The 17,606-nt window shown below is 73.3% G+C and carries 16 protein-coding genes and 1 tRNA gene; 4 read left to right on the plus strand and 13 right to left on the minus strand.

The window, feature by feature from the left end; all coding sequences use genetic code 11:
- Positions 1–59: 59 nt before the first annotated feature.
- The 4 genes from ACTHLI_RS02350 to ACTHLI_RS02365 form a co-directional block, all read right to left on the minus strand.
- Complete coding sequence (locus ACTHLI_RS02350; RefSeq protein WP_440181218.1) at positions 60–965, minus strand: type II secretion system F family protein; 906 nt, start codon at positions 963–965, stop codon at positions 60–62.
- The gene (locus ACTHLI_RS02355; RefSeq protein WP_440181219.1) at positions 962–1,972 is read right to left on the minus strand and encodes a CpaF family protein; all 1,011 of its coding nucleotides are present in this window, start codon (positions 1,970–1,972) and stop codon (positions 962–964) included. Before ACTHLI_RS02355 ends, ACTHLI_RS02350 begins: the two co-directional genes overlap by 4 nt.
- Positions 1,973–2,309: 337 nt before the next feature.
- Complete coding sequence (locus ACTHLI_RS02360; protein WP_440181220.1) at positions 2,310–2,768, minus strand: RidA family protein; 459 nt, start codon at positions 2,766–2,768, stop codon at positions 2,310–2,312.
- A complete protein-coding gene (locus ACTHLI_RS02365) occupies positions 2,768–2,926 on the minus strand; it encodes a hypothetical protein (RefSeq protein ID WP_440181221.1) in 159 nt (52 codons plus the stop codon). The genes ACTHLI_RS02360 and ACTHLI_RS02365 overlap by 1 nt, the downstream gene beginning before the upstream one ends.
- Positions 2,927–2,995: 69 nt before the next feature.
- Here ACTHLI_RS02365 and ACTHLI_RS02370 point away from each other — a divergent pair, with 69 nt between their 5' ends.
- The 4 genes from ACTHLI_RS02370 to ACTHLI_RS02385 all read left to right on the plus strand — a co-directional run bounded on the left by ACTHLI_RS02370 (position 2,996) and on the right by ACTHLI_RS02385 (position 7,240).
- A complete protein-coding gene (locus ACTHLI_RS02370) occupies positions 2,996–5,569 on the plus strand; it encodes a transglycosylase domain-containing protein (protein WP_440181222.1) in 2,574 nt (857 codons plus the stop codon).
- Positions 5,539–6,474: a metallophosphoesterase gene (locus tag ACTHLI_RS02375; protein WP_440181223.1), complete on the plus strand. Its 936-nt coding sequence runs from the start codon at positions 5,539–5,541 to the stop codon at positions 6,472–6,474. Before ACTHLI_RS02370 ends, ACTHLI_RS02375 begins: the two co-directional genes overlap by 31 nt.
- A gap of 69 nt (positions 6,475–6,543) precedes the next feature.
- A tRNA-Pro gene (locus ACTHLI_RS02380) sits at positions 6,544–6,620 on the plus strand.
- Between the two features lie 41 nt (positions 6,621–6,661).
- Entirely contained in the window at positions 6,662–7,240 is a 579-nt protein-coding gene (locus ACTHLI_RS02385; RefSeq protein WP_440181256.1) for a YdeI/OmpD-associated family protein, read from the plus strand.
- 62 nt (positions 7,241–7,302) lie between these two features.
- Here the strand turns inward: ACTHLI_RS02385 and ACTHLI_RS02390 are convergent, their stop codons facing one another.
- The 9 genes from ACTHLI_RS02390 to ACTHLI_RS02430 form a co-directional block, all read right to left on the minus strand.
- Positions 7,303–7,962, minus strand: coding sequence for a thymidine kinase (locus ACTHLI_RS02390; protein WP_440181224.1), 660 nt, complete (start codon positions 7,960–7,962; stop codon positions 7,303–7,305).
- A 4-nt stretch (positions 7,963–7,966) separates the two neighbouring features.
- Positions 7,967–8,683: a DNA-binding response regulator gene (locus ACTHLI_RS02395; protein ID WP_440181225.1), complete on the minus strand. Its 717-nt coding sequence runs from the start codon at positions 8,681–8,683 to the stop codon at positions 7,967–7,969.
- A 105-nt stretch (positions 8,684–8,788) separates the two neighbouring features.
- Entirely contained in the window at positions 8,789–9,835 is a 1,047-nt protein-coding gene (locus tag ACTHLI_RS02400) for an Rv2578c family radical SAM protein (RefSeq protein ID WP_440181226.1), read from the minus strand.
- Positions 9,836–9,919: 84 nt separating this feature from the next.
- On the minus strand, positions 9,920–11,398 hold the full coding sequence (locus tag ACTHLI_RS02405; RefSeq protein ID WP_440181227.1) for a malate:quinone oxidoreductase: 1,479 nt from the start codon (positions 11,396–11,398) through the stop codon (positions 9,920–9,922).
- A 159-nt stretch (positions 11,399–11,557) separates the two neighbouring features.
- On the minus strand, positions 11,558–12,619 hold the full coding sequence (locus ACTHLI_RS02410) for an aspartate-semialdehyde dehydrogenase (RefSeq protein WP_440181228.1): 1,062 nt from the start codon (positions 12,617–12,619) through the stop codon (positions 11,558–11,560).
- A complete protein-coding gene (locus tag ACTHLI_RS02415; protein WP_440181229.1) occupies positions 12,616–13,899 on the minus strand; it encodes an aspartate kinase in 1,284 nt (427 codons plus the stop codon). Before ACTHLI_RS02415 ends, ACTHLI_RS02410 begins: the two co-directional genes overlap by 4 nt.
- An 88-nt stretch (positions 13,900–13,987) precedes the next feature.
- The gene (locus ACTHLI_RS02420; RefSeq protein ID WP_440181230.1) at positions 13,988–14,818 is read right to left on the minus strand and encodes an alpha/beta fold hydrolase; all 831 of its coding nucleotides are present in this window, start codon (positions 14,816–14,818) and stop codon (positions 13,988–13,990) included.
- Positions 14,819–14,924: 106 nt separating this feature from the next.
- Entirely contained in the window at positions 14,925–15,524 is a 600-nt protein-coding gene (recR, locus tag ACTHLI_RS02425; RefSeq protein WP_440181231.1) for a recombination mediator RecR, read from the minus strand.
- A gap of 2 nt (positions 15,525–15,526) precedes the next feature.
- A complete protein-coding gene (locus ACTHLI_RS02430) occupies positions 15,527–17,536 on the minus strand; it encodes a DNA polymerase III subunit gamma and tau (RefSeq protein WP_440181232.1) in 2,010 nt (669 codons plus the stop codon).
- Positions 17,537–17,606: the final 70 nt, after the last annotated feature.

Genomic DNA, 17,606 nt, shown 5'->3' on the forward strand with positions numbered 1-17,606 from the left:
CACTCGGTGCGCCCCATCCCGGCACGGGCAGGCCCATCCTGGCGCGCCGGCCGGCCCCCTCAGCGCGGGACGGCTGTGGAGGAGAGGACCGCCAGCCCGACCGGCAGCGCGCCGAGCACGAGGAAGGCCGGCAGGACCAGGAGGCCGAGCGGCAGCAGCAGCCGGACGGCGAGGACCTCGGCCCGGACGCGCGCCTCGGCGACGGCGGCGCGGCGGACCCGGTCGGCCTCCGCCCGCAGCAGGCCGACCACCGGCAGGCCCGCGGTGTCGGCGAACGCGAGCAGCTCGTCGAGCGCTGCGGGGCCGGGCAGCTCCACCCCCGTCGCCGCCGCAGCGGACGCGGCCAGCTCGCGCGCGGCGGTGACCGGCAGGCCGGCGCGCACCGCGGTCGCGACGAGCTCGAGGTCGAGCCCGGCCGTCCAGGAGGTGCGCCTGGCGCCGCGGATCAGCCGCGCGCTCCAGTGCGCGGCGGCCCCGAGCAGCACCGCCCCGATGAGGAGGATGCCGGCACCGAGCCCGGAGAGCAGCACCTTCGGCACGTCGAACCCGAACGCCCAGCCGAGCAGGGCCGTCGCCGGCGGGAGCACGAGCACGAGCCGGGCGCTCGCCACCGGCCCCGCCATCGCGGTCGACACGGCGCGATGGAGCTCCGCGGTCCGCCGTGCGCCCGTGGCCGCGGTCGCCATCGCGGCCGCGAGCGGCGCACCGGTCTCCGCGGCGACGGTGACGATCGCGCCCGCCGCCCGCCACGCCTCCTGCCCGCCGGCGAACGCCGGGCCGAGCGGGTGCCCGTCGGCGGCGGCGCGGGCCACCGCTTCCGCGATCGGCGGCGGAGCGCCCGACCGGGCGAGATAGGCCCACGCCGCAGGCTGCGTCGCGCCTGCGGCGACGAGTGCGCCGAGCCGGTCGAGGTGCGCGGCGACCTCGTCCGCCTCCTCCGCGGCGTCGCGCCGTCGGAGGATCACGTCCCGAGCACCGCGAGCGCACCGTCCCCGGTCGTGCCGAGCGGTCCCATCCGCTCCACCCGTCGCACCCCGTCGTGCCTGGCGAGCAGCACGACGAGGTCGATGGCGGCGAGCGCCTGCGCGCGCAGCGCCGCGGGCGACAGGCCGGCCAGCGCACCGGGCGCCTCGAGCCGGGCGCCGAGCCCGCCGGCGTCGGCGCAGTGCAGGGTGCCGGCGCCGCCGTCGTGCCCGGTGTTGAGCGCACCGAGCAGCTCGGCGATCTCGGCCCCTCGGCACTCGCCGACGACGATGCGGTCCGGGCGCATCCGGAGGGTCTCGCGGACCAGCGCGGTGAGGCCGATCGCGCCGACGCCGTCCGTGTTGGGCTGCCGAGCCTCGAGCCCGACGACGTGCGGGTGGTCGATCGCCAGCTCCGCGACGTCCTCGACGGTGACGATGCGTTCCGTGGGCGGCACCTCCGCCATCAGCGCCGCGAGGAGCGACGTCTTGCCGCTGCCCGCCGGCCCGCAGACGAGCACGTTGCGGCGCTCGAGCACCGCAGTGCGCAGGTCCGCCGCCTGCGCCGCGTCGAGCATGCCGGCGCGCTGCAGGTCGCCGAGGTGCCAGGGCTCGGATCGCGCGAGCCGGATCGAGAGGAGCGGACCGCCGGTGCTGACCGGCGGGAGGACGGCATGGGCCCTGGCGCCGCCGGGGAGCCGCACGTCCGCGCACGGGGTCGCGTCGTCGAGGTGACGGCCGCCGGCGGCGACCACCGAGACGGCGAGCCGGCGTGCCCGGTCCGGCTCGAAGCGGCCGGCCGCGTCGACGGGCTCGAGCCCGCGACCCGCGTCGCGCCAGAGCCGACCACCGCCGTCGAGCAGGAGGTCGGTGACGGTCGGGTCGTCGGCGTACGCCGCGAGCGCGCCGAGCGCGGGGAACCGGGGCGGCGCGACGGCCGGTATCACCGTCGGCGGGAGCGGGGGCGATCCGGCCGATGCGGGAGCGACGGGCAGGAAGGGCGGAGCCACCGACGCACGGTACGGCGCGAGGGCCCGCTCCGGTCCGGCCGCCCCTGTGGAGGGACGACACGCGGCCCGCGGAGCCGATTCGAGGGCAGAAAGAAGAAGCGGCACCTATTGGGGGGAACAGGTGCCGCCTCAGCAGCGCCCGACTGGGGGGAATCGACAGCGCCGCAAGCCAAGCTCTTCACTCGACGCCTGCGAGTGTACCCATTTCGAGGTCCCGCGCAAGCGATACCAGCGCGTGTCGCGCTCGGCGTGTCGCCCATGAATCCGCGGATCGGCGTGCGACCGACGGGCGGCCGGAGCGCGCCCTCCCGGACGCGGTGATATCACCCGGATCGGGTCACCGGAACTGCGCGACGAGCTCCACCTCGACCGGGGATCCGAGCGGCAGCGCCGCGACCCCGACGGCGGACCGTGCGTGGCGTCCGTGCTCGCCGAAGACCTCCACGAGCAGGTCGGACGCGCCGTTGATGACGGCGGGCTGCTGCGTGAAGCCGGGAGCGGAGGCGACGAAGCCGGTCACCTTCACGATCCGGACGACGCGGTCGAGGCCGCCGAGCACACCGGCGACCGCCGCGAGCGCGTTCAGCGCGGCCGTCGCGGCGAGGTCGGCCGCCTCCTCCACCCCGACCTCCGCGCCGAGGAGGCCCGTGCGCGCCAGCACGCCGTCGACGAAGGGCAGCTGCCCCGCGGTGAACACCAGGTCGCCGCTCGCGATCGCGGGCACGTACGACCCGGCGGGCGCGGCGACCGCGGGCAGGACGAGCCCGAGCTCGGCGAGCCGGTCGGCGACGGCCATCAGGCGTCCGCCTTCTGGCGCTTCAGGTAGGCGACGAGGCCGCCCTCCGGGCCGACCACGATCTGCACCAGCTCCCACCCGTCCGCACCCCAGGTGTTGAGGATCGCGGTCGTGTTGTGGATGAGCAGCGGCGTGGTGGCGTACTCCCAGGCGGGCATGCGTCCTCCTTTTTGGGGGTTGCGGCGGGGCGCCCGACGGTGTGCGGACGCCGACCTACCCTGAAGCCTATGTCTGCACGCCCACGCCGCACCGGGTCCGCAGTCCTCGGCATCCTCGGGATCGCCGTGGTCGCGGGCCTCATGCTCACCGTCGGTGTCGCGCCGGCGGTCGCGCTCTCCTCCGGATCCGGAAGCGGCCCGTTCGCGCTGTCCAACGACCTGAAGATCGCGAACCTGCAGCAGAAGACGCAGATCTACGCGCAGAAGAACGGCAAGCCGGTGCTGCTGGCCTCGTTCTACACGCAGAACCGTGACGTGATCACCTGGGATCAGGTGCCCGCCGCGGTGAAGAACGCGACGCTCGGCGCTGAGGACCCGCGCTTCTACGACCACGGCGGCGTGGACCCGATGGGCATCCTCTCCGCGCTCGCGAACAACGTGCTGCACGGCAGCAACCGCGGCGCGTCGACGATCTCGCAGCAGTACGTGAAGAACGTCTGCATCCAGGAGGCGGAGCTGCTGCCGACGCAGCAGCAGGTCGACGCGGCCTACGCGGAGTGCACCGGCGGCATCTCCCGCAAGCTGAAGGAGGCACGGAGCGCGATCGCGCTCGAGAAGGCCTACTCGAAGAACCAGATCATGCTGGGCTACCTGAACATCGCGGGCTTCGGCGGCCGCATCTACGGCATCCAGTCCGCCGCGCAGTACTACTACGGCGTCAAGGCGAAGGACCTCAGCATCGCGCAGGCCGCGAGTCTCATGGCGATCGTGAACAACCCGAACTACCTGCGGATCGACGAGAAGGCGAACCTCCCCGCGAACAAGGCCAGGCGCGACTACGTGCTCAGCGAGGAGCTGAAGTACAAGCTGATCACGAAGGCGGAGTACGACACCGCGGTCGCGACGCCGGTCAAGCCGAAGATCACGCCCACGACCACCGGCTGCGCGGGAGCGGGCTCCGCCGCGTTCTTCTGCGACTACGTCGTCAACGTCGTGAAGAACGACCCCGCGTTCGGCAAGACGGCGGGCGACCGGTACAACAAGCTGCAGAGCGCGGGCTGGAAGATCTACACCACGCTCGACCTCGGGCTGCAGGCCGCCGCGAACACCGCGATGAAGGCGACCGTGCCGGCCAAGTCGCCGGCCGGCGCGGACCTCGGCGGTGCCGCGGTCTCTGTGGAGGCGGGCACGGGCCGGATCGTCTCGATGGTCGAGAGCAAGCGCTACGACGACACCAACAGCCCGGACACGAAGGGCGCCGGCTACACCGCCACCTCGATCAACTACAACACCGACACCGCGTACGGCGGCTCAGGGGGCTTCCAACCGGGATCCACCTTCAAGCTCTTCACGCTCATCGACTGGCTGGAGCAGGGCCACGGCCTGAACGAGCTCGTGCAGGGCTCGACCCGGCCCTACCCGGCGGGCACGTTCCCGTGCGCGAGCCCGGACGGGCCCTGGTCCCCCGGCAACGACACCGCGGGCGAGGGCGGCTACCAGACCGTCATGCACGGCACCGCCGGCTCGGTCAACGGCGTGTTCGCATCCATGGCGATGAAGCTCAAGCTCTGCGACATCATGCAGAAGGCGACCGATCTCGGGTTCCACCGGGCGAACAACGCACCGCTCGAGGCGAACCCTCCCGCGATCCTCGGCTCGAACGAGAACACGGCCTCGCCGCTCACGATGGCGAGCGCGTACGCGACCATCGCCAATAAGGGCGTCTTCTGCTCGGCGGTCGCGATCGACAAGATCGTGAGCAGCGACGGCACGACCGTCGCGCCGCCGAAGGCCGACTGCCACCGCGTGCTGCCCGAGTCGATCGCGGTCGCGGTCGGCTACGCCCTGCACGGGGTGCTCGTCAACGGCACGGCCGGCGGCGACGGCAGCGTCCTGAACGGCGCGTGGGGCTTCGCCAAGACCGGCACCACCGACTTCGCTCACCAGACCTGGGAGGTCGGCGGCACCACGAAGGCCGTCACCGCCGCGTGGGTGGGGAACGTGACCGGGCAGGCGAACACCCGACTGATCTTCGGCTGGTCCCCGTCCGGCCTGCGCGCCGCCGACGCCCGTCACCCGCTGTGGAAGGGCATCATGGCGGCGAACCAGGCGAAGTACCCCGGTGACACCTCCTGGCCCCAGCCCGATCCCCAGTACCTGACGGGGCAGGAGATCCAGGTGCCGGACGTCTCCAACCAGTCCGTCTCGAACGCGACGGCGGCGCTGCAGGCAGCCGGGTTCCAGGCGAAGAAGGGCGGCTCGACGCCGTCCGACACGGTGCCGAAGGGCTCGGTCGTGTCGACCGATCCGGTCGCCGGGTCCTCCGCAATCGCGGGGTCGCTCGTCAAGCTCACGATCAGCTCCGGGCCCCAGGCGGTCCAGCCGACGGCGCCGCCCTCGACCGCCGCCGGCACCGTGCCGCAGGTGACGGGCGCTCCGCTGGGGCAGGCGATCTCGATGCTCGGCGCCGCCGGGTACGGCCAGACGAACGTCACCTACGTCCAGCAGCCCGGGCAGCCCTGCTCGGTCGTGAGCCAGAGCCCGGGTGGGAACACCCAGGCCGACCCGGCGTCCACGACCGTCCAGCTGTCCGTGGCAGGCTCGCAGGCCCTATGCCAGTCACAGCAGCAGCCCGGGCAGTAGGCGGCGCCGCCCGCGTCGCGGTGGTCGCAGGAGCGGCCGCCGCGGCGTGGGGCGTCGGCGTCGAACGCACCGCCTTCACCCTCCGGCGCGCGACGCTCCCGGTGCTCGCCCCCGGTTCGCCCGACCTGAAGGTGCTGCACCTGTCGGATCTGCACATGGCGCCGTGGCAGCGGAAGAAGCAGCGGTTCGTCCGCGAGCTCGCCGATCTCGAGCCGGATCTCGTGGTCGACACCGGGGACAACCTCGGCCACCGCATCGGGCTGCTCGGCGTGAAGGCTGCGCTCGAGCCGTTCCGCGGCGTGCCGGGTGTGTACGTCTGGGGTTCGAACGACTACTGGGCGCCCCAGCCGAAGAACCCCTTCCGCTACTTCGGCGGTCCCTCCGCCGCGCTCGAGGAACCGGAGCGACTCGACACGGAGGCGCTCGCGGCGTATCTCGACGACCTCGGCTGGACGAGCCTGAACAACCGGACGGCCCGGCTCGAGGCCGGCGGCGCCGTCATCGACGCGTTCGGCACGGACGACCCGCACCGCGACTACGACGACCTCGCCGCGCTCGGACCCGGGCTCCGCGGCCTGCGGTCGCGGAAGGCGCGCCCGGCGCTCACCCTCGGGGTCACCCATGCGCCGTACCGGAGGATCCTCGACGGGTTCGTCGATCGCGGGGCAGATCTGATGCTCGCCGGCCACACCCATGGCGGCCAGGTCTGCGTGCCCGGGTTCGGCGCGCTCGTCACGAACTGCGACATCCCGCGGCGGCAGGTGAAGGGCGTCTCGGACTGGACCCACGGCGACCGCACCGCCGCCCTCGCGGTGAGCGCGGGACTCGGCACCTCCATCTACGCGCCGGTGCGCTTCGCCTGCCGGCCCGAGGCGAGCCTCCTGACCCTCACCGCCCGCGCCTGATCGGAACGCGCGTCGGCGGGGCCACGGTCCGTCCGCTATCCTTGACCAGCCCGCTTCACGGCGGGCGACCGGGATATAGCGCAGCTTGGTAGCGCGCCTCGTTCGGGACGAGGAGGTCGTGGGTTCGAATCCCGCTATCCCGACCAGATCGACATCGCCCGTCGCACATGGGTGAATACCCCTCGTGATCGCTCTCGCCGACGCGCTCCTGCTGCCCGACGCCGCCGCGTGGCGGGCCTGGCTCGATGAGCACGAGGACGACGCGGAGGGCGTGCACCTCGCGCTCGCGAAGAAGGGCGTGACGTCGCCCACCTCGCTGAAGTACGACGAGGCCCTCGAGGCGGCCCTGTGCAGCGGATGGATCGACGGGCCGAAGCACGGCATCGACGACCGCGTCTTCGCGCAGCGGTTCACCCCGCGCCGGAAGGCGTCGCTCTGGTCGGCGCGGAACGTCGAGATCGTCACGGTCCTCGTGGCCGACGGCCGCATGCGGCCACGGGGACAGGCCGAGGTCGACCGGGCGAAGGCCGACGGCCGGTGGGACCGCGCGTACGCGGGCGCCGCGACCGCGGAGGTGCCGGAGGATCTGGCCGCCCTGCTCGCCGCATCGCCCGCAGCGGCCGCCCGGTTCGCGGAGCTGAACCGGACGAACCGCTACGCGGTCATCCACCGGACGGTGACGGCGCCGAACCCGACCGTGCGCGCGAACCGGATGGCGAAGCTCGTCGCGCAGCTCGCCGAAGGCGGCTCCCCCTACCCGCAGTGACCCCTTCGTCGTTCAGGAGATTCGGGGCGGCGCCGCCGAGATCTCCTGAACGACGAAGCGGGTCAGCTGAAGTCGACGTCCGGGGCGAGCACCTGGGAGGGCCCGACCGCCTCGCCGTCGAGCACCCGGCCGGACTCGGCGAGGTAGCAGGCCGCGCAGAGCGACTCGTACGTGACGTCGTACAGGGTGTCGATCGCGACCTGCTGCCCGTCGAAGACGTAGCGGTCGCCGATGCGCCGGGCGTTGAAGAGCGCCTTGCGGCCGCAGCGGCAGATCGTCTTCAGCTCCTCGAGGCTGTGGGCGACCTCGAGCAGACGTGCGCTCCCCGGGAACGCCTCGGTGCGGAAGTCGGTTCGGATGCCGTACGCCAGCACCGGCACGTCCTGCACGACCGCGATGCGGAGCAGGTCGTTGACCTGCCACGGCGTCAGGAACTGCGCCTCGTCGATCAGCAGACAGGCGACGGGCGACCCGGTGGACTGCAGCATCGCGTGCCGCTCGGCGAAGAACAGCTCGAGCACGTCCGCGTCCTCGCCGATCAGGAAGTGCACCGGCCGCGTCACCCCGAGCCGGGAGACGATGTCCCTGTCCCCCTTGGCGTCCACCCCTGGCTTCGCCAGCAGCACCCGCTGCCCGCGCTCCTCGTAGTTGTACGCGGCTTGCAGCAGCGCCGTGCTCTTGCCGCCGTTCATCGCGCCGTACCGGAAGTAGAGCTTGGCCATACCTCTAGATGTACCCGTCCTCGGTGGCCCGCTGGATCAGATCGGCCTTCCGGCTCGCCGGGCGGTTCACGCGGGCGTACTTCTCGCGCACCCGCCGCAGGTAGGTCTTGGCGGTCTCGAACTGCACGTGCATCTCCACCGCCACCTCGTTCGTCGACCGACCGGAGGCGTAGAGCCGGAGCGCCGCCTCCTCGCCGAGGCTGAGGCGGGGCCGCTCGACCTGCTCGGCCGCCGGGGGCAGTGGACGCCAGTCCCGCTGGACGGGCCGCCCCGCGGAGATGCCCATCACCTCCCGCGCGATCGCGAGCACGTCGCCGAGCGGCCGGGACTTCCCGATGAAGGCGGCCGCGCCTGCCCGCAGCACGCGCTCCCGGAGGTCGGGGGTGTCGAGCCCGGTGAGCACGATCACCACGGCACCTGCGGCACGGCAGGTGCGCACCCGCGCCTCGATGGACACCGGTTCGCGCAGCTGCACGTCGATGAGCACGAGGTCCGTGGGGAAGGCCGGGCTGTGCACGAGCTGCAGCCAGGTCGTCGCGGTGAGCGCGATCTCGAAGTCGGGCGCGTTGGCCCGGAACCAGGAGGCCATGCTGTCGAGCAGCACCTCGTGGTCGTCGAGCAGCGCCACGCGCACCGGGCGGGTACGACGGTGCACGACCTCGTCCGCTCGCGCCGGCCCGCGCGACGGGGCCGCGAGCGGTGCGCGGGGCGGGATGGACATGAGGCTCCGGGATCCGGGGGACGCGGCGCGCGTCCGTGTCCCCCGATCATGCCCGGCGAGGAGCGGATCCGCGCGCTTCCGAGGCACGTCGCCCCCGCACTGGGGTCAGAACAGGGTCGGCTGCGCTCCCGCGGCGGCGGTCGCGCGCACGATGCCGTCGGCTCGCGACCGGGTAGACCCGGTCGCGTCGTCCACGGACCCCCTTCGGAGGCCATGTCGCCGCATGAGCGGCTCGATGCGCTCCGCGAGCCAGCGGCGGTACGCCTTCGGCGGGTAGGGCCCGGAGGCGTAGAGCCGCTGGTACGCGCGGTCGTGCTGCGGGAACCGGCGGTGCAGCCACTGCAGGTACCACTCCCGCACGCCCGGCTTGAGGTGCAGCGCCGTCCACACGACGTAGGACGCACCCGCCTCGGCGATCGCCGCGAACGCGGCGTCGAGGTGCGGGACCGTGTCGGTGAGGTACGGCAGGACGGGCATCAGGAAGACCCCGCACTCGAGTCCGGCGTCGCGGGCCGCCCGCACGGTGGCCAGCCGGGCGGCCGCCGTCGGCGTCCCCGGCTCGACCAGCTCCTGCAGGGCGGGGTCGAACACGGCGACCGACATGGCGAGGTCGACGGCGCCGCGCTCGGCGATGCGGGCGAGCAGCGGCAGGTCGCGGCGGAGGAGCGTGCCCTTCGTCAGCAGCGAGACCGGCGTGCCGGAGTCGGCGAGGGCCTCGAGGATCCCCGGCATGAGCCGGTAGCGCCCCTCCGCCCGCTGGTACGGGTCGGTGTTGGTGCCGAGCGCCACCGGGGAGCGCTGCCAGGAGGGCCGGGCGAGCTCGACCCGGAGGCGGTCGGCGACGTTCACCTTCACGACCACCTCGGCGTCGAAGGCGCCCGGGTCGTCGAACTCGAGGTAGCGGTGCGTGGGCCGCGCGAAGCAGTAGACGCAGGCGTGCGAGCAGCCGCGGTACGGGTTGATGGTCCAGCCGTACGGCGTCCCGGGGACCGCGCCTGGCACCTTGTTCAGCGCCGACTTCGCCTCGACCTCGTAGAACGTCATCCCGTCGAACTCCGGCGGCCGGCTCGTGCGCACCAGACCCGGGAGGCTCGCGAGCCCCGGGAGCGCTCCCTCCACGGTCGCCCCGACCTGCTGTCCCGCCCACCGCATGCGGCCATTCGAACACGCGTTCGAATTCTGCGCAACTCGTCTTTCACCGATAAGGGCCGGCGCCCCTATCCGCGAAAGGGGCCGTCAGGCGGTGAGCCCGAGGACCTTCGCGGTCGACTCCTGGATGCGGCGCGCGTTGCGCGGATCGTCCGAGAGCAGGGTGCCGTAGGTCGGGATCAGGCGCCGGAGCTGCGGCTCCCACCCGGCCAGTCGCTCCGGGAAGGAGCGCCGGATGACCTCGAGCATGATCGCGGCCGCCGTGGAGGCGCCGGGCGAGGCGCCGAGCAGGCCGGCGATCGTGCCGTCCGCCCCGCTGACGACCTCGGTACCGAACTGCAGCACGCCGCCCTTCTTCGGGTCCTTCTTGATCACCTGGGCCCGCTGGCCCGCGCTCAAGCGGTACCAGTCCTTCGGGTCGGCGTCGGGGTAGAACTCCTGCAGCGAGGCGAACTTCGCCTTGCTCGACTTCGTCAGCTCGCGGACCAGGTACTGCACGAGCGCGAAGTTGTCCTTCGCCACCGCGAGCATCGGGATCAGGTTGTGCGGCCGCACCGACAGCGGCAGATCGAGCAGGTTGCCCTTCTTCAGGAACCGCGGCGAGAGCCCGGCGTACGGGCCGAACAGGAGGGAGGCGGTGCCGTCCACGATCCGGGTGTCCAGGTGCGGCACGCTCATGGGCGGGGCGCCGATGGAGGCCTTGCCGTACACCTTCGCGCGGTGCTTCGCCACGACCGCCGGGTCGTCGGCGCGCAGCCACTGCCCGCTGATGGGGAACAGGCCGTAGCCCTTCGCCTCCGGGATCCCGGCCTTCTGCAGCAGCTTGAGCGCCCAGCCGCCGGCGCCGACGAACACGTAGCGCGCCCGCGTCTCCTGCTTGTCGAGCCCGACCGAGTGCCGCGAGCGGATGCGCCAGGTGCCGTCCTTCAGGCGCTTCAGGCCGGTGACCTCGGTGTTGAGCCGGAGGTCCGCGCCCTGGTCGACGAGGTTGTCGATGAGCGCGCGGGTCAGCGCCCCGAAGTCGACGTCGGTCCCCGCGACGGCCCGCGTCGCGGCGACGGGCTCGAGCCGGTCGCGGCCGACCATGAGCAGCGGAGCCCAGTCGTAGATGACCTTCGGGTCCTCCGAGTACTCCATGTCCGCGAACAGCGGGTGGTCGGTCATCGCCTCCCACCGACGGCGGAGGTAGTCGACGTGCTCGGCGCCGCGCACGAACGTCATGTGCGGCGTCGAGTTGATGAACAGCGCGTCGGAGGGCAGCTGCGCGTGCTCGGCCAGCGACGCCCAGAACTCGCGCGAGACCTGGAACTGCTCGTTCACCTTCACGGCCGAGGTGATGTCGATGGAGCCGTCCGGGCGCTCCGGCGTGTAGTTCAGCTCGCAGAGCGCCGCGTGCCCCGTCCCGGCGTTGTTCCAGGGGTTGCTCGACTCCTCAGCCACCGCACCGAGCCGCTCGTAGATGCGGATGCTCCAGTCGGGCTGGAGAGCGTGGAGGAGCGTGCCCAGGGTGGCGCTCATGATCCCGCCGCCGATCAGTACGACATCGATCGTCTCGTCCTGCGCCATGGTTTTCAGCCTATCCGCGCCCCGTCGTGCGCCCGGTCGGTGGCCCCTGCGGGCGCGGCGAAGATCCGTCGATCTTCACGGAGCGCGGGGTGGTCTCGAGGCTCGCTCCGCTCGCACCTCGACCAGCGGGGACGGGCCGGGTCGGGGTGGGCGTGCTGGTCAGCGGGTCGCGAGGTTCGCGGCCACGAGCTCCGCGATCTGCACCGCGTTCAGGGCGGCACCCTTGCGCAGGTTGTCGTTGCTCACGAACAGGGCCAGACCGCGCCCCGCGGGGGCGCCCTCGTCCTGCCGGATGCGGCCGACGTAGCTCGGATCCTTGCCGGCGGCCTCGAGCGGCGTCGGGACGTCGGTCAGCACGACACCCGGGGCGCCGTCGAGCAGCTCGCGCGCTCGGTCGGGCGAGATCGGCTCGGCGAACTCGGCGTTGATCGACAGGGAGTGCCCCGTGAAGACCGGGACGCGCACGCAGGTGCCCGAGACGAGCAGGTCGGGGATCCCGAGGATCTTCCGGCTCTCGTTCCGGAGCTTCTGCTCCTCGTCGGTCTCCTCCCGGCCGTCGTCGACGAGGTTCCCGGCGAACGGCACGACGTCGAACGCGATCGGGCGCACGTACTTCTCGGGGGAACCGAGGTCGACGGCGCCGCCGTCGTGGGTGAGCGCGGTGATGTCCCCGCCGGCGACCGCGCGCTCGACCTGACCGGCGAGCTCGGCGACGCCCGCGAGCCCGCTGCCCGACACCGCCTGGTAGGTGCTGACGACGAGGCGGGTCAGCGTGGCGTCCTCGTGCAGCACCTTCAGCACCGGCATCGCGGCCATCGTGGTGCAGTTCGGGTTCGCGACGATGCCGCGTCGGGCCTCGGACAGCGCCTCCGGGTTCACCTCGCTCACGACGAGCGGCACGTCGGGGTCCATGCGCCAGGCGCTCGAGTTGTCGATGACCACGGCGCCCGCATCGGCGAAGCGGGGCGCGTGGCGGCGCGACGCGGTCGCGCCCGCGCTGAACAGCGCGATGTCGATGCCGGAGAGGTCGGCGGTCTCGACGTCCTCCACGACGATCTCGTCACCGCCGAAGGGCAGCGTCGTGCCCGCCGAGCGAGCGGAGGCGAAGAACCGGACGGACGCGAGCGGGAACGCCCGCTCCTCGAGGAGCCGTCGCATCACGGTCCCCACCTGGCCGGTCGCGCCGACGACGGCGACCCGGACCCCGTCGCTGCCCGTCATCGTCCCGTCCCCGCGTACACGACGGCATCCTCCTCGCCGTCCAGCCCGAACGCCGAGTGCACCGCCAGCGTGGCGGCTCGGATCGAGTCCGCTCGCGTCACCACGGAGATGCGGATCTCGGAGGTGGAGATCATCTCGATGTTGATGTCCGCGTCGGACAGCGCCCGGAACAGGCGGGCGGAGACACCGACGTTGGTCCGCATGCCCGCCCCGACGAGCGCCAGCTTGCCGATCTGGTCGTCGTGCTGGAGCGAGGCGAACCCGAGCGCCTCCTGCTCCGCGGTGAGCGCGGCGATGACCGCCTCCGCCGACGCCTTCGGGAGGGTGAACGAGATGTCCGTGAGCCCCGTGGCCGCGGCGGACACGTTCTGCACGATCATGTCGATGTTCGCGCCGGTGCGCGCCACCGTCGTGAACAGCTCCGCCGCCTTGCCCGGCTCGTCGCGGATGCCGACGACGGTGATCTTCGCCTCCGACAGGTCGGTCGCGACCCCGGCGATGACCGGCTCTTCCACGCTGTCTCCCTTTTCGTCGAGCCCCGGCCCGGCCGGGTTGTAGACGATCGTCCCCTGCTTCGCGCTGAACGACGAGCGCACGTGCAGGGTCACGCCGTGCCGCCTCGCGTACTCGACGGCCCGGATGTGCAGCACCTTCGCGCCGGAGGCCGCGAGCTCGAGCATCTCCTCGCTCGTGACCCGCGGGACCGGCCGCGCCTTCGGCACGATGCGCGGGTCGGCGGTGAAGATCCCGTCCACGTCCGTGTAGATCTCGCAGACATCGGCGTCGAGCGCTGCGGCGAGCGCCACGGCGGTCGTGTCGGAGCCTCCGCGGCCGAGCGTGGTGATGTCGCCGGTGCCCCGGTTGAAGCCCTGGAAGCCGGCGACGATCGCGATCGCGCCGTCGTCGAGCGCGGCACGGACCCGGCCGGGCGTCACGTCGACGATGCGCGCCGCGCCGTGCTGCGCGTCGGTGAGCATCCCGGCCTGGCTGCCGGTGAACGAGCGGGCGTCGTGCCCCATGCTCTTGATCGCCATGGCGAGCAGGGCCATGGAGATGCGCTCCCCCGCGGTGAGCAGCATGTCGAGCTCGCGAGGCGCGGGCAGCAGCGTCACCTGGTGGGCGAGGTCGACGAGGTCGTCGGTCGTGTCGCCCATGGCGCTGACCGCGACCACCACGTCGTTGCCGGCCTTGCGCGTCTCCACGATGCGCTTGGCGACCCGCTTGATGCTCTCCGCGTCCGCGACGGACGAGCCGCCGAACTTCTGCACGATGAGCGCCACGAGCCGCCTTCCTCCTCCCGCCCGAAGGCGGCGCACCAGTGTACCGGCGCGCCGGGTGCCGCGACGGGCGGTCGCGGAGGCGGCCGGGTCAGGCCGCGCGGAGGAAGGGGATCAGCGCGCCGTTCACCGCGTCCGGCGCCTCCTCGGCCGGGTAGTGCCCCGCGTCGCGCGCGACCACCGAGTGCACGCGGGCGACCGAGTGCGACAGCGCCTCCGCGACCTGGCCGCCGCGGCCGAACCGTCCCGCGATCGCGAGGCCCGGCATCGGCAGGCGGTGCCGGACCGCGCGCCGGACCGCGGACGCGTCCTCCGGAGCGGCCCGGTAGAGCGCGAGGGTGGACGCGAGCCGCGCATCCGTCGCGTAGGCGCTCATGTAGCTGACGTGGGCGTCGAAGTCGAGCCCTGCGGGCCCGGCGCTCCCGCCGAGGTAGGCGTCGACGGTCGCGTCGAGGCGCCCGGCGAGCAGCCGCTCCGCGACCCCCTCCGGCGCGGTGAAGAGCGGCAGGTGCCAGGAGGGATAGGTGTCCGACTCGGGCACCTCCACCTCGATGCCGGGCGGCACCTCCTCCTCGACGGCGATCGCCGCGACGCGGGCGGGCTGCTCGGCCGCCATGAGCAGCGCGACGGTGGCGCCGACGTCGTGCCCGACCACCGCGAAGCGCCCGACGCCGATGGCGTCGAGCGCGGCCAGCACCTCGCGGGCGAGCGTGGCCTTGGCGTGGTCGCCGCGTCCGCTCGAGACGTCACCGAGACCGCGAGCCTCGACCTCGATCGTCCGGTACCCGGCGCGCAGCAGGACGGGGACGACGTGGCGCCAGTGGAGGGCCGTGACGGGCCAGCCGTGGAGCAGCACGACCGCGGCGCCGCGGCCGGTGTCGGTCAACGAGATGGAGGTGCCTGCACCGATCGGGACGAGCATGCGCGATCGTAACGCCGCCCGCGCCCGGGGCCGCGGATTCCACCGGTGCATTTCGACGGGGTTCCTGTGGCCTTCGGCCGACAGGAACCCCTTCGAAATGCACGGGTCAGTGCTCGACGAGCCTGCGGCCTTCGAACGCCCGCCCCAGGGTCACCTCGTCGGCGTACTCGAGGTCGCCGCCGACGGGCAGGCCGGACGCGAGGCGGCTGACGGGCACGTCCATCGTCTTCAGGAGGCGCGAGAGGTAGGTCGCCGTCGCCTCGCCCGTCATGTTCGGGTCGGTCGCGATGATCACCTCCTGCACCTCGCCGTCCGCGAGCCGCTGCACGAGCGCGCGGATACGGAGGGCGTCGGGTCCGATGCCGTCGATCGGGCTGAGCGCGCCGCCGAGCACGTGGTAGAGGCCGCGGTACTCGCGCGTGCGCTCGATCGCGGCCACGTCCTTCGGCTCCTCGACCACGCAGATCGTCGCGCGGTTGCGGCGCGGGTCGCGGCAGATGCCGCAGCGGTCCTGGTCGGCGACGTTGCCGCACAGCGAGCAGAACCGCACCTTGTCCCGGACCTCGAGCAGCACCTCGCCGAGCCGGGTCACATCGAATCCGCGGGTCTGCACGATGTGGAACGCGATGCGCTGGGCGGACTTCGGGCCGATGCCCGGCAGGCGGCCGAGCTCGTCGATCAGCTCCTGGACGATGCCCTCGTACACGGCTACCGCACCTCGCTCGGCTGGATGACGGTCTCCTCGAGGAAGCTGGCGCCGAGCAGCTCGCGCACGACGGCCTCGCCGTAGCGCTGGGCCTCGTCGGGCCGGACGGGCGGCATCGGCGACGTCGCGGCGGGGACGACCGGCTCCGGATCGGGCTCGGGTTCCGGCTCGGGGGCCGCCGGCGGCGGGACGCTCCCCCAGCCCGCGGGCGGGAGGGGCTCGGAGACGACCGGCTGCACCACCGGCGCAGGCGCGACCGAGGCCCGCGGCTGCGAGGCCCGCTCCTCCGGATCGGGCGGAGGCGGAGCGTCGTCGAGGTCGTCGGGCGGCACGTCCGCGACAGGGGCGGCAGGCGCGACCGGCTCGGCGCGACCCGCGCCTCCGTCCACCCGCGGCAGGAACTTCACCCGGACCCCGAGCACGTCGAGGATCGCGGAGCGGAGCACCTCGCTCACCCCGCCCCCGGTGGGCGCCGGGCGCTTGAACCCCTCCACGTCGCTGCGGCTGACGAACGCGAGGGTCAGCACGTCCCCCTCCAGCGCGAGCGGGTAGGAGGTGTAGACGACCGCCCACGCGCTGCGCTTCGCGCGCTGCACCGTCTCGAGGATCTCCGGCCAGGCGTCCCGGACGTGCTGGGTCGTCAGCTGCGCCCCGGGCACGCGCGACGGGGCGGAGGGAACCTCGGGCTCGGGGGGCGCAGCGGCCGCGGCCGGTGCGGGGACCGCGGGCGTGGGCGGCGGGACCGCGTCGACGGCCGCGGCGGCGGGCGGCACGGCGACCGGCGCGGGCGCGTGGGTGGCCGCGGGCGCCGCAGCGACGGGCGCCGCCGCCGGAGCCGCCGCCGCGGGCCTCGCGGACTCCACCCCGACCCGGCGCTCGAGCCGCTCGATCCGGGTCGCGGCGCCGGCGTCGGATGCCGGGACGAGCATGCGCGCCACCATGAGCTCGAGGTGCAGCCGGGGCGAGGTCGCACCGACCATCTCGTCGAGCGCATCGCTGACCGTGTCCGCGATGCGGGACAGCTCGGCGGCACCGAACCGCTGCGCCTGCACGGTGAGCGCGGCGATCTGGTCCGCAGGCGCACCGCGGAGGACGCTCGCGGCGGCGTCACCCGTCGCGGCGACCACGATCAGGTCGCGCATCCGCTCGAGCAGGTCCTCGACGAACCGGCGCGGGTCCTGCCCCGTCTGCACGATCCGGTCGACGCTCGCGAACGCCCCGGCCGCGTCGCCCTCCGCGACCGCGGTGACGACGTCGTCGATGAGCGACGCGCTCGTGTAGCCGAGCAGCGCCGTGGCGCGCTCGTACCCGACCCGGTCGCCCTCCGAGCCGGCGATCAGCTGGTCGAGTAGGGACAGCGTGTCCCGCGGCGATCCTCCGCCGGCCTTCACCACGAGCGGGAGCACTCCCGCCTCGACCGACACGCCCTCCTCCTCGCACAGGTGCCCGACGTACTCGAGCAGCTGCGCGGGCGGCACGAGCCGGAACGGGTAGTGGTGGGTGCGCGACCGGATGGTGCCGATCACCTTCTCGGGCTCCGTCGTCGCGAAGATGAACTTCACGTGCTCCGGCGGCTCCTCGACGAGCTTGAGCAGCGCGTTGAACCCCTGCGGCGTCACCATGTGCGCCTCGTCGAGGATGAAGATCTTGTACCGGTCGCGGGCCGGCGCGAACACCGCGCGCTCGCGGAGGTCGCGGGCGTCGTCGACGCCGTTGTGGCTGGCGGCGTCGATCTCCACGACGTCCAACGACCCGCCGCCGCCCCGGCCGAGCTCGACGCAGCTGGGGCACACGCCGCACGGCGTGTCCGTCGGCCCCTCCGCGCAGTTCAGGCACCGCGCGAGGATTCGGGCCGAGGTGGTCTTGCCGCAGCCGCGCGGGCCGCTGAAGAGGTAGGCGTGGTTGACCCGGTCGGTGCGCAGCGCGGTGCGCAGCGGATCGGTGACGTGCGCCTGCCCGATGAGCTCGGCGAAGGTCTCCGGCCGGTAGCGACGGTAGAGGGCGGTGACCACGGCACGAGGGTAACCGCGGCCTCGGACACCGCCGGGCGTGTTCTCCCCCGGCGATCCGCCTCCGGGTCGC

Origin of the sequence: Amnibacterium sp., from assembly GCF_051956055.1 — a bacterium.
Lineage (GTDB): Bacteria > Actinomycetota > Actinomycetes > Actinomycetales > Microbacteriaceae > Amnibacterium.

What these genes read in the sequence shown, in the direction of transcription:
- ACTHLI_RS02360 (WP_440181220.1), bottom strand. Translation starts at nt 2,768, where the DNA reads ATGGCCGTCGCCGACCGGCTCGCCGAGCTCGGGCTCGTCCTGCCCGCG.
- ACTHLI_RS02395 (WP_440181225.1), bottom strand. Translation starts at nt 8,683, where the DNA reads ATGTCCATCCCGCCCCGCGCACCGCTCGCGGCCCCGTCGCGCGGGCCG.
- ACTHLI_RS02405 (WP_440181227.1), bottom strand. Translation starts at nt 11,398, where the DNA reads ATGGCGCAGGACGAGACGATCGATGTCGTACTGATCGGCGGCGGGATC.
- ACTHLI_RS02400 (WP_440181226.1), bottom strand. Translation starts at nt 9,835, where the DNA reads ATGCGGTGGGCGGGACAGCAGGTCGGGGCGACCGTGGAGGGAGCGCTC.
- ACTHLI_RS02370 (WP_440181222.1), top strand. Translation starts at nt 2,996, where the DNA reads ATGTCTGCACGCCCACGCCGCACCGGGTCCGCAGTCCTCGGCATCCTC.
- ACTHLI_RS02365 (WP_440181221.1), bottom strand. Translation starts at nt 2,926, where the DNA reads ATGCCCGCCTGGGAGTACGCCACCACGCCGCTGCTCATCCACAACACG.
- ACTHLI_RS02420 (WP_440181230.1), bottom strand. Translation starts at nt 14,818, where the DNA reads ATGCTCGTCCCGATCGGTGCAGGCACCTCCATCTCGTTGACCGACACC.
- ACTHLI_RS02390 (WP_440181224.1), bottom strand. Translation starts at nt 7,962, where the DNA reads ATGGCCAAGCTCTACTTCCGGTACGGCGCGATGAACGGCGGCAAGAGC.
- ACTHLI_RS02410 (WP_440181228.1), bottom strand. Translation starts at nt 12,619, where the DNA reads ATGACGGGCAGCGACGGGGTCCGGGTCGCCGTCGTCGGCGCGACCGGC.
- ACTHLI_RS02375 (WP_440181223.1), top strand. Translation starts at nt 5,539, where the DNA reads ATGCCAGTCACAGCAGCAGCCCGGGCAGTAGGCGGCGCCGCCCGCGTC.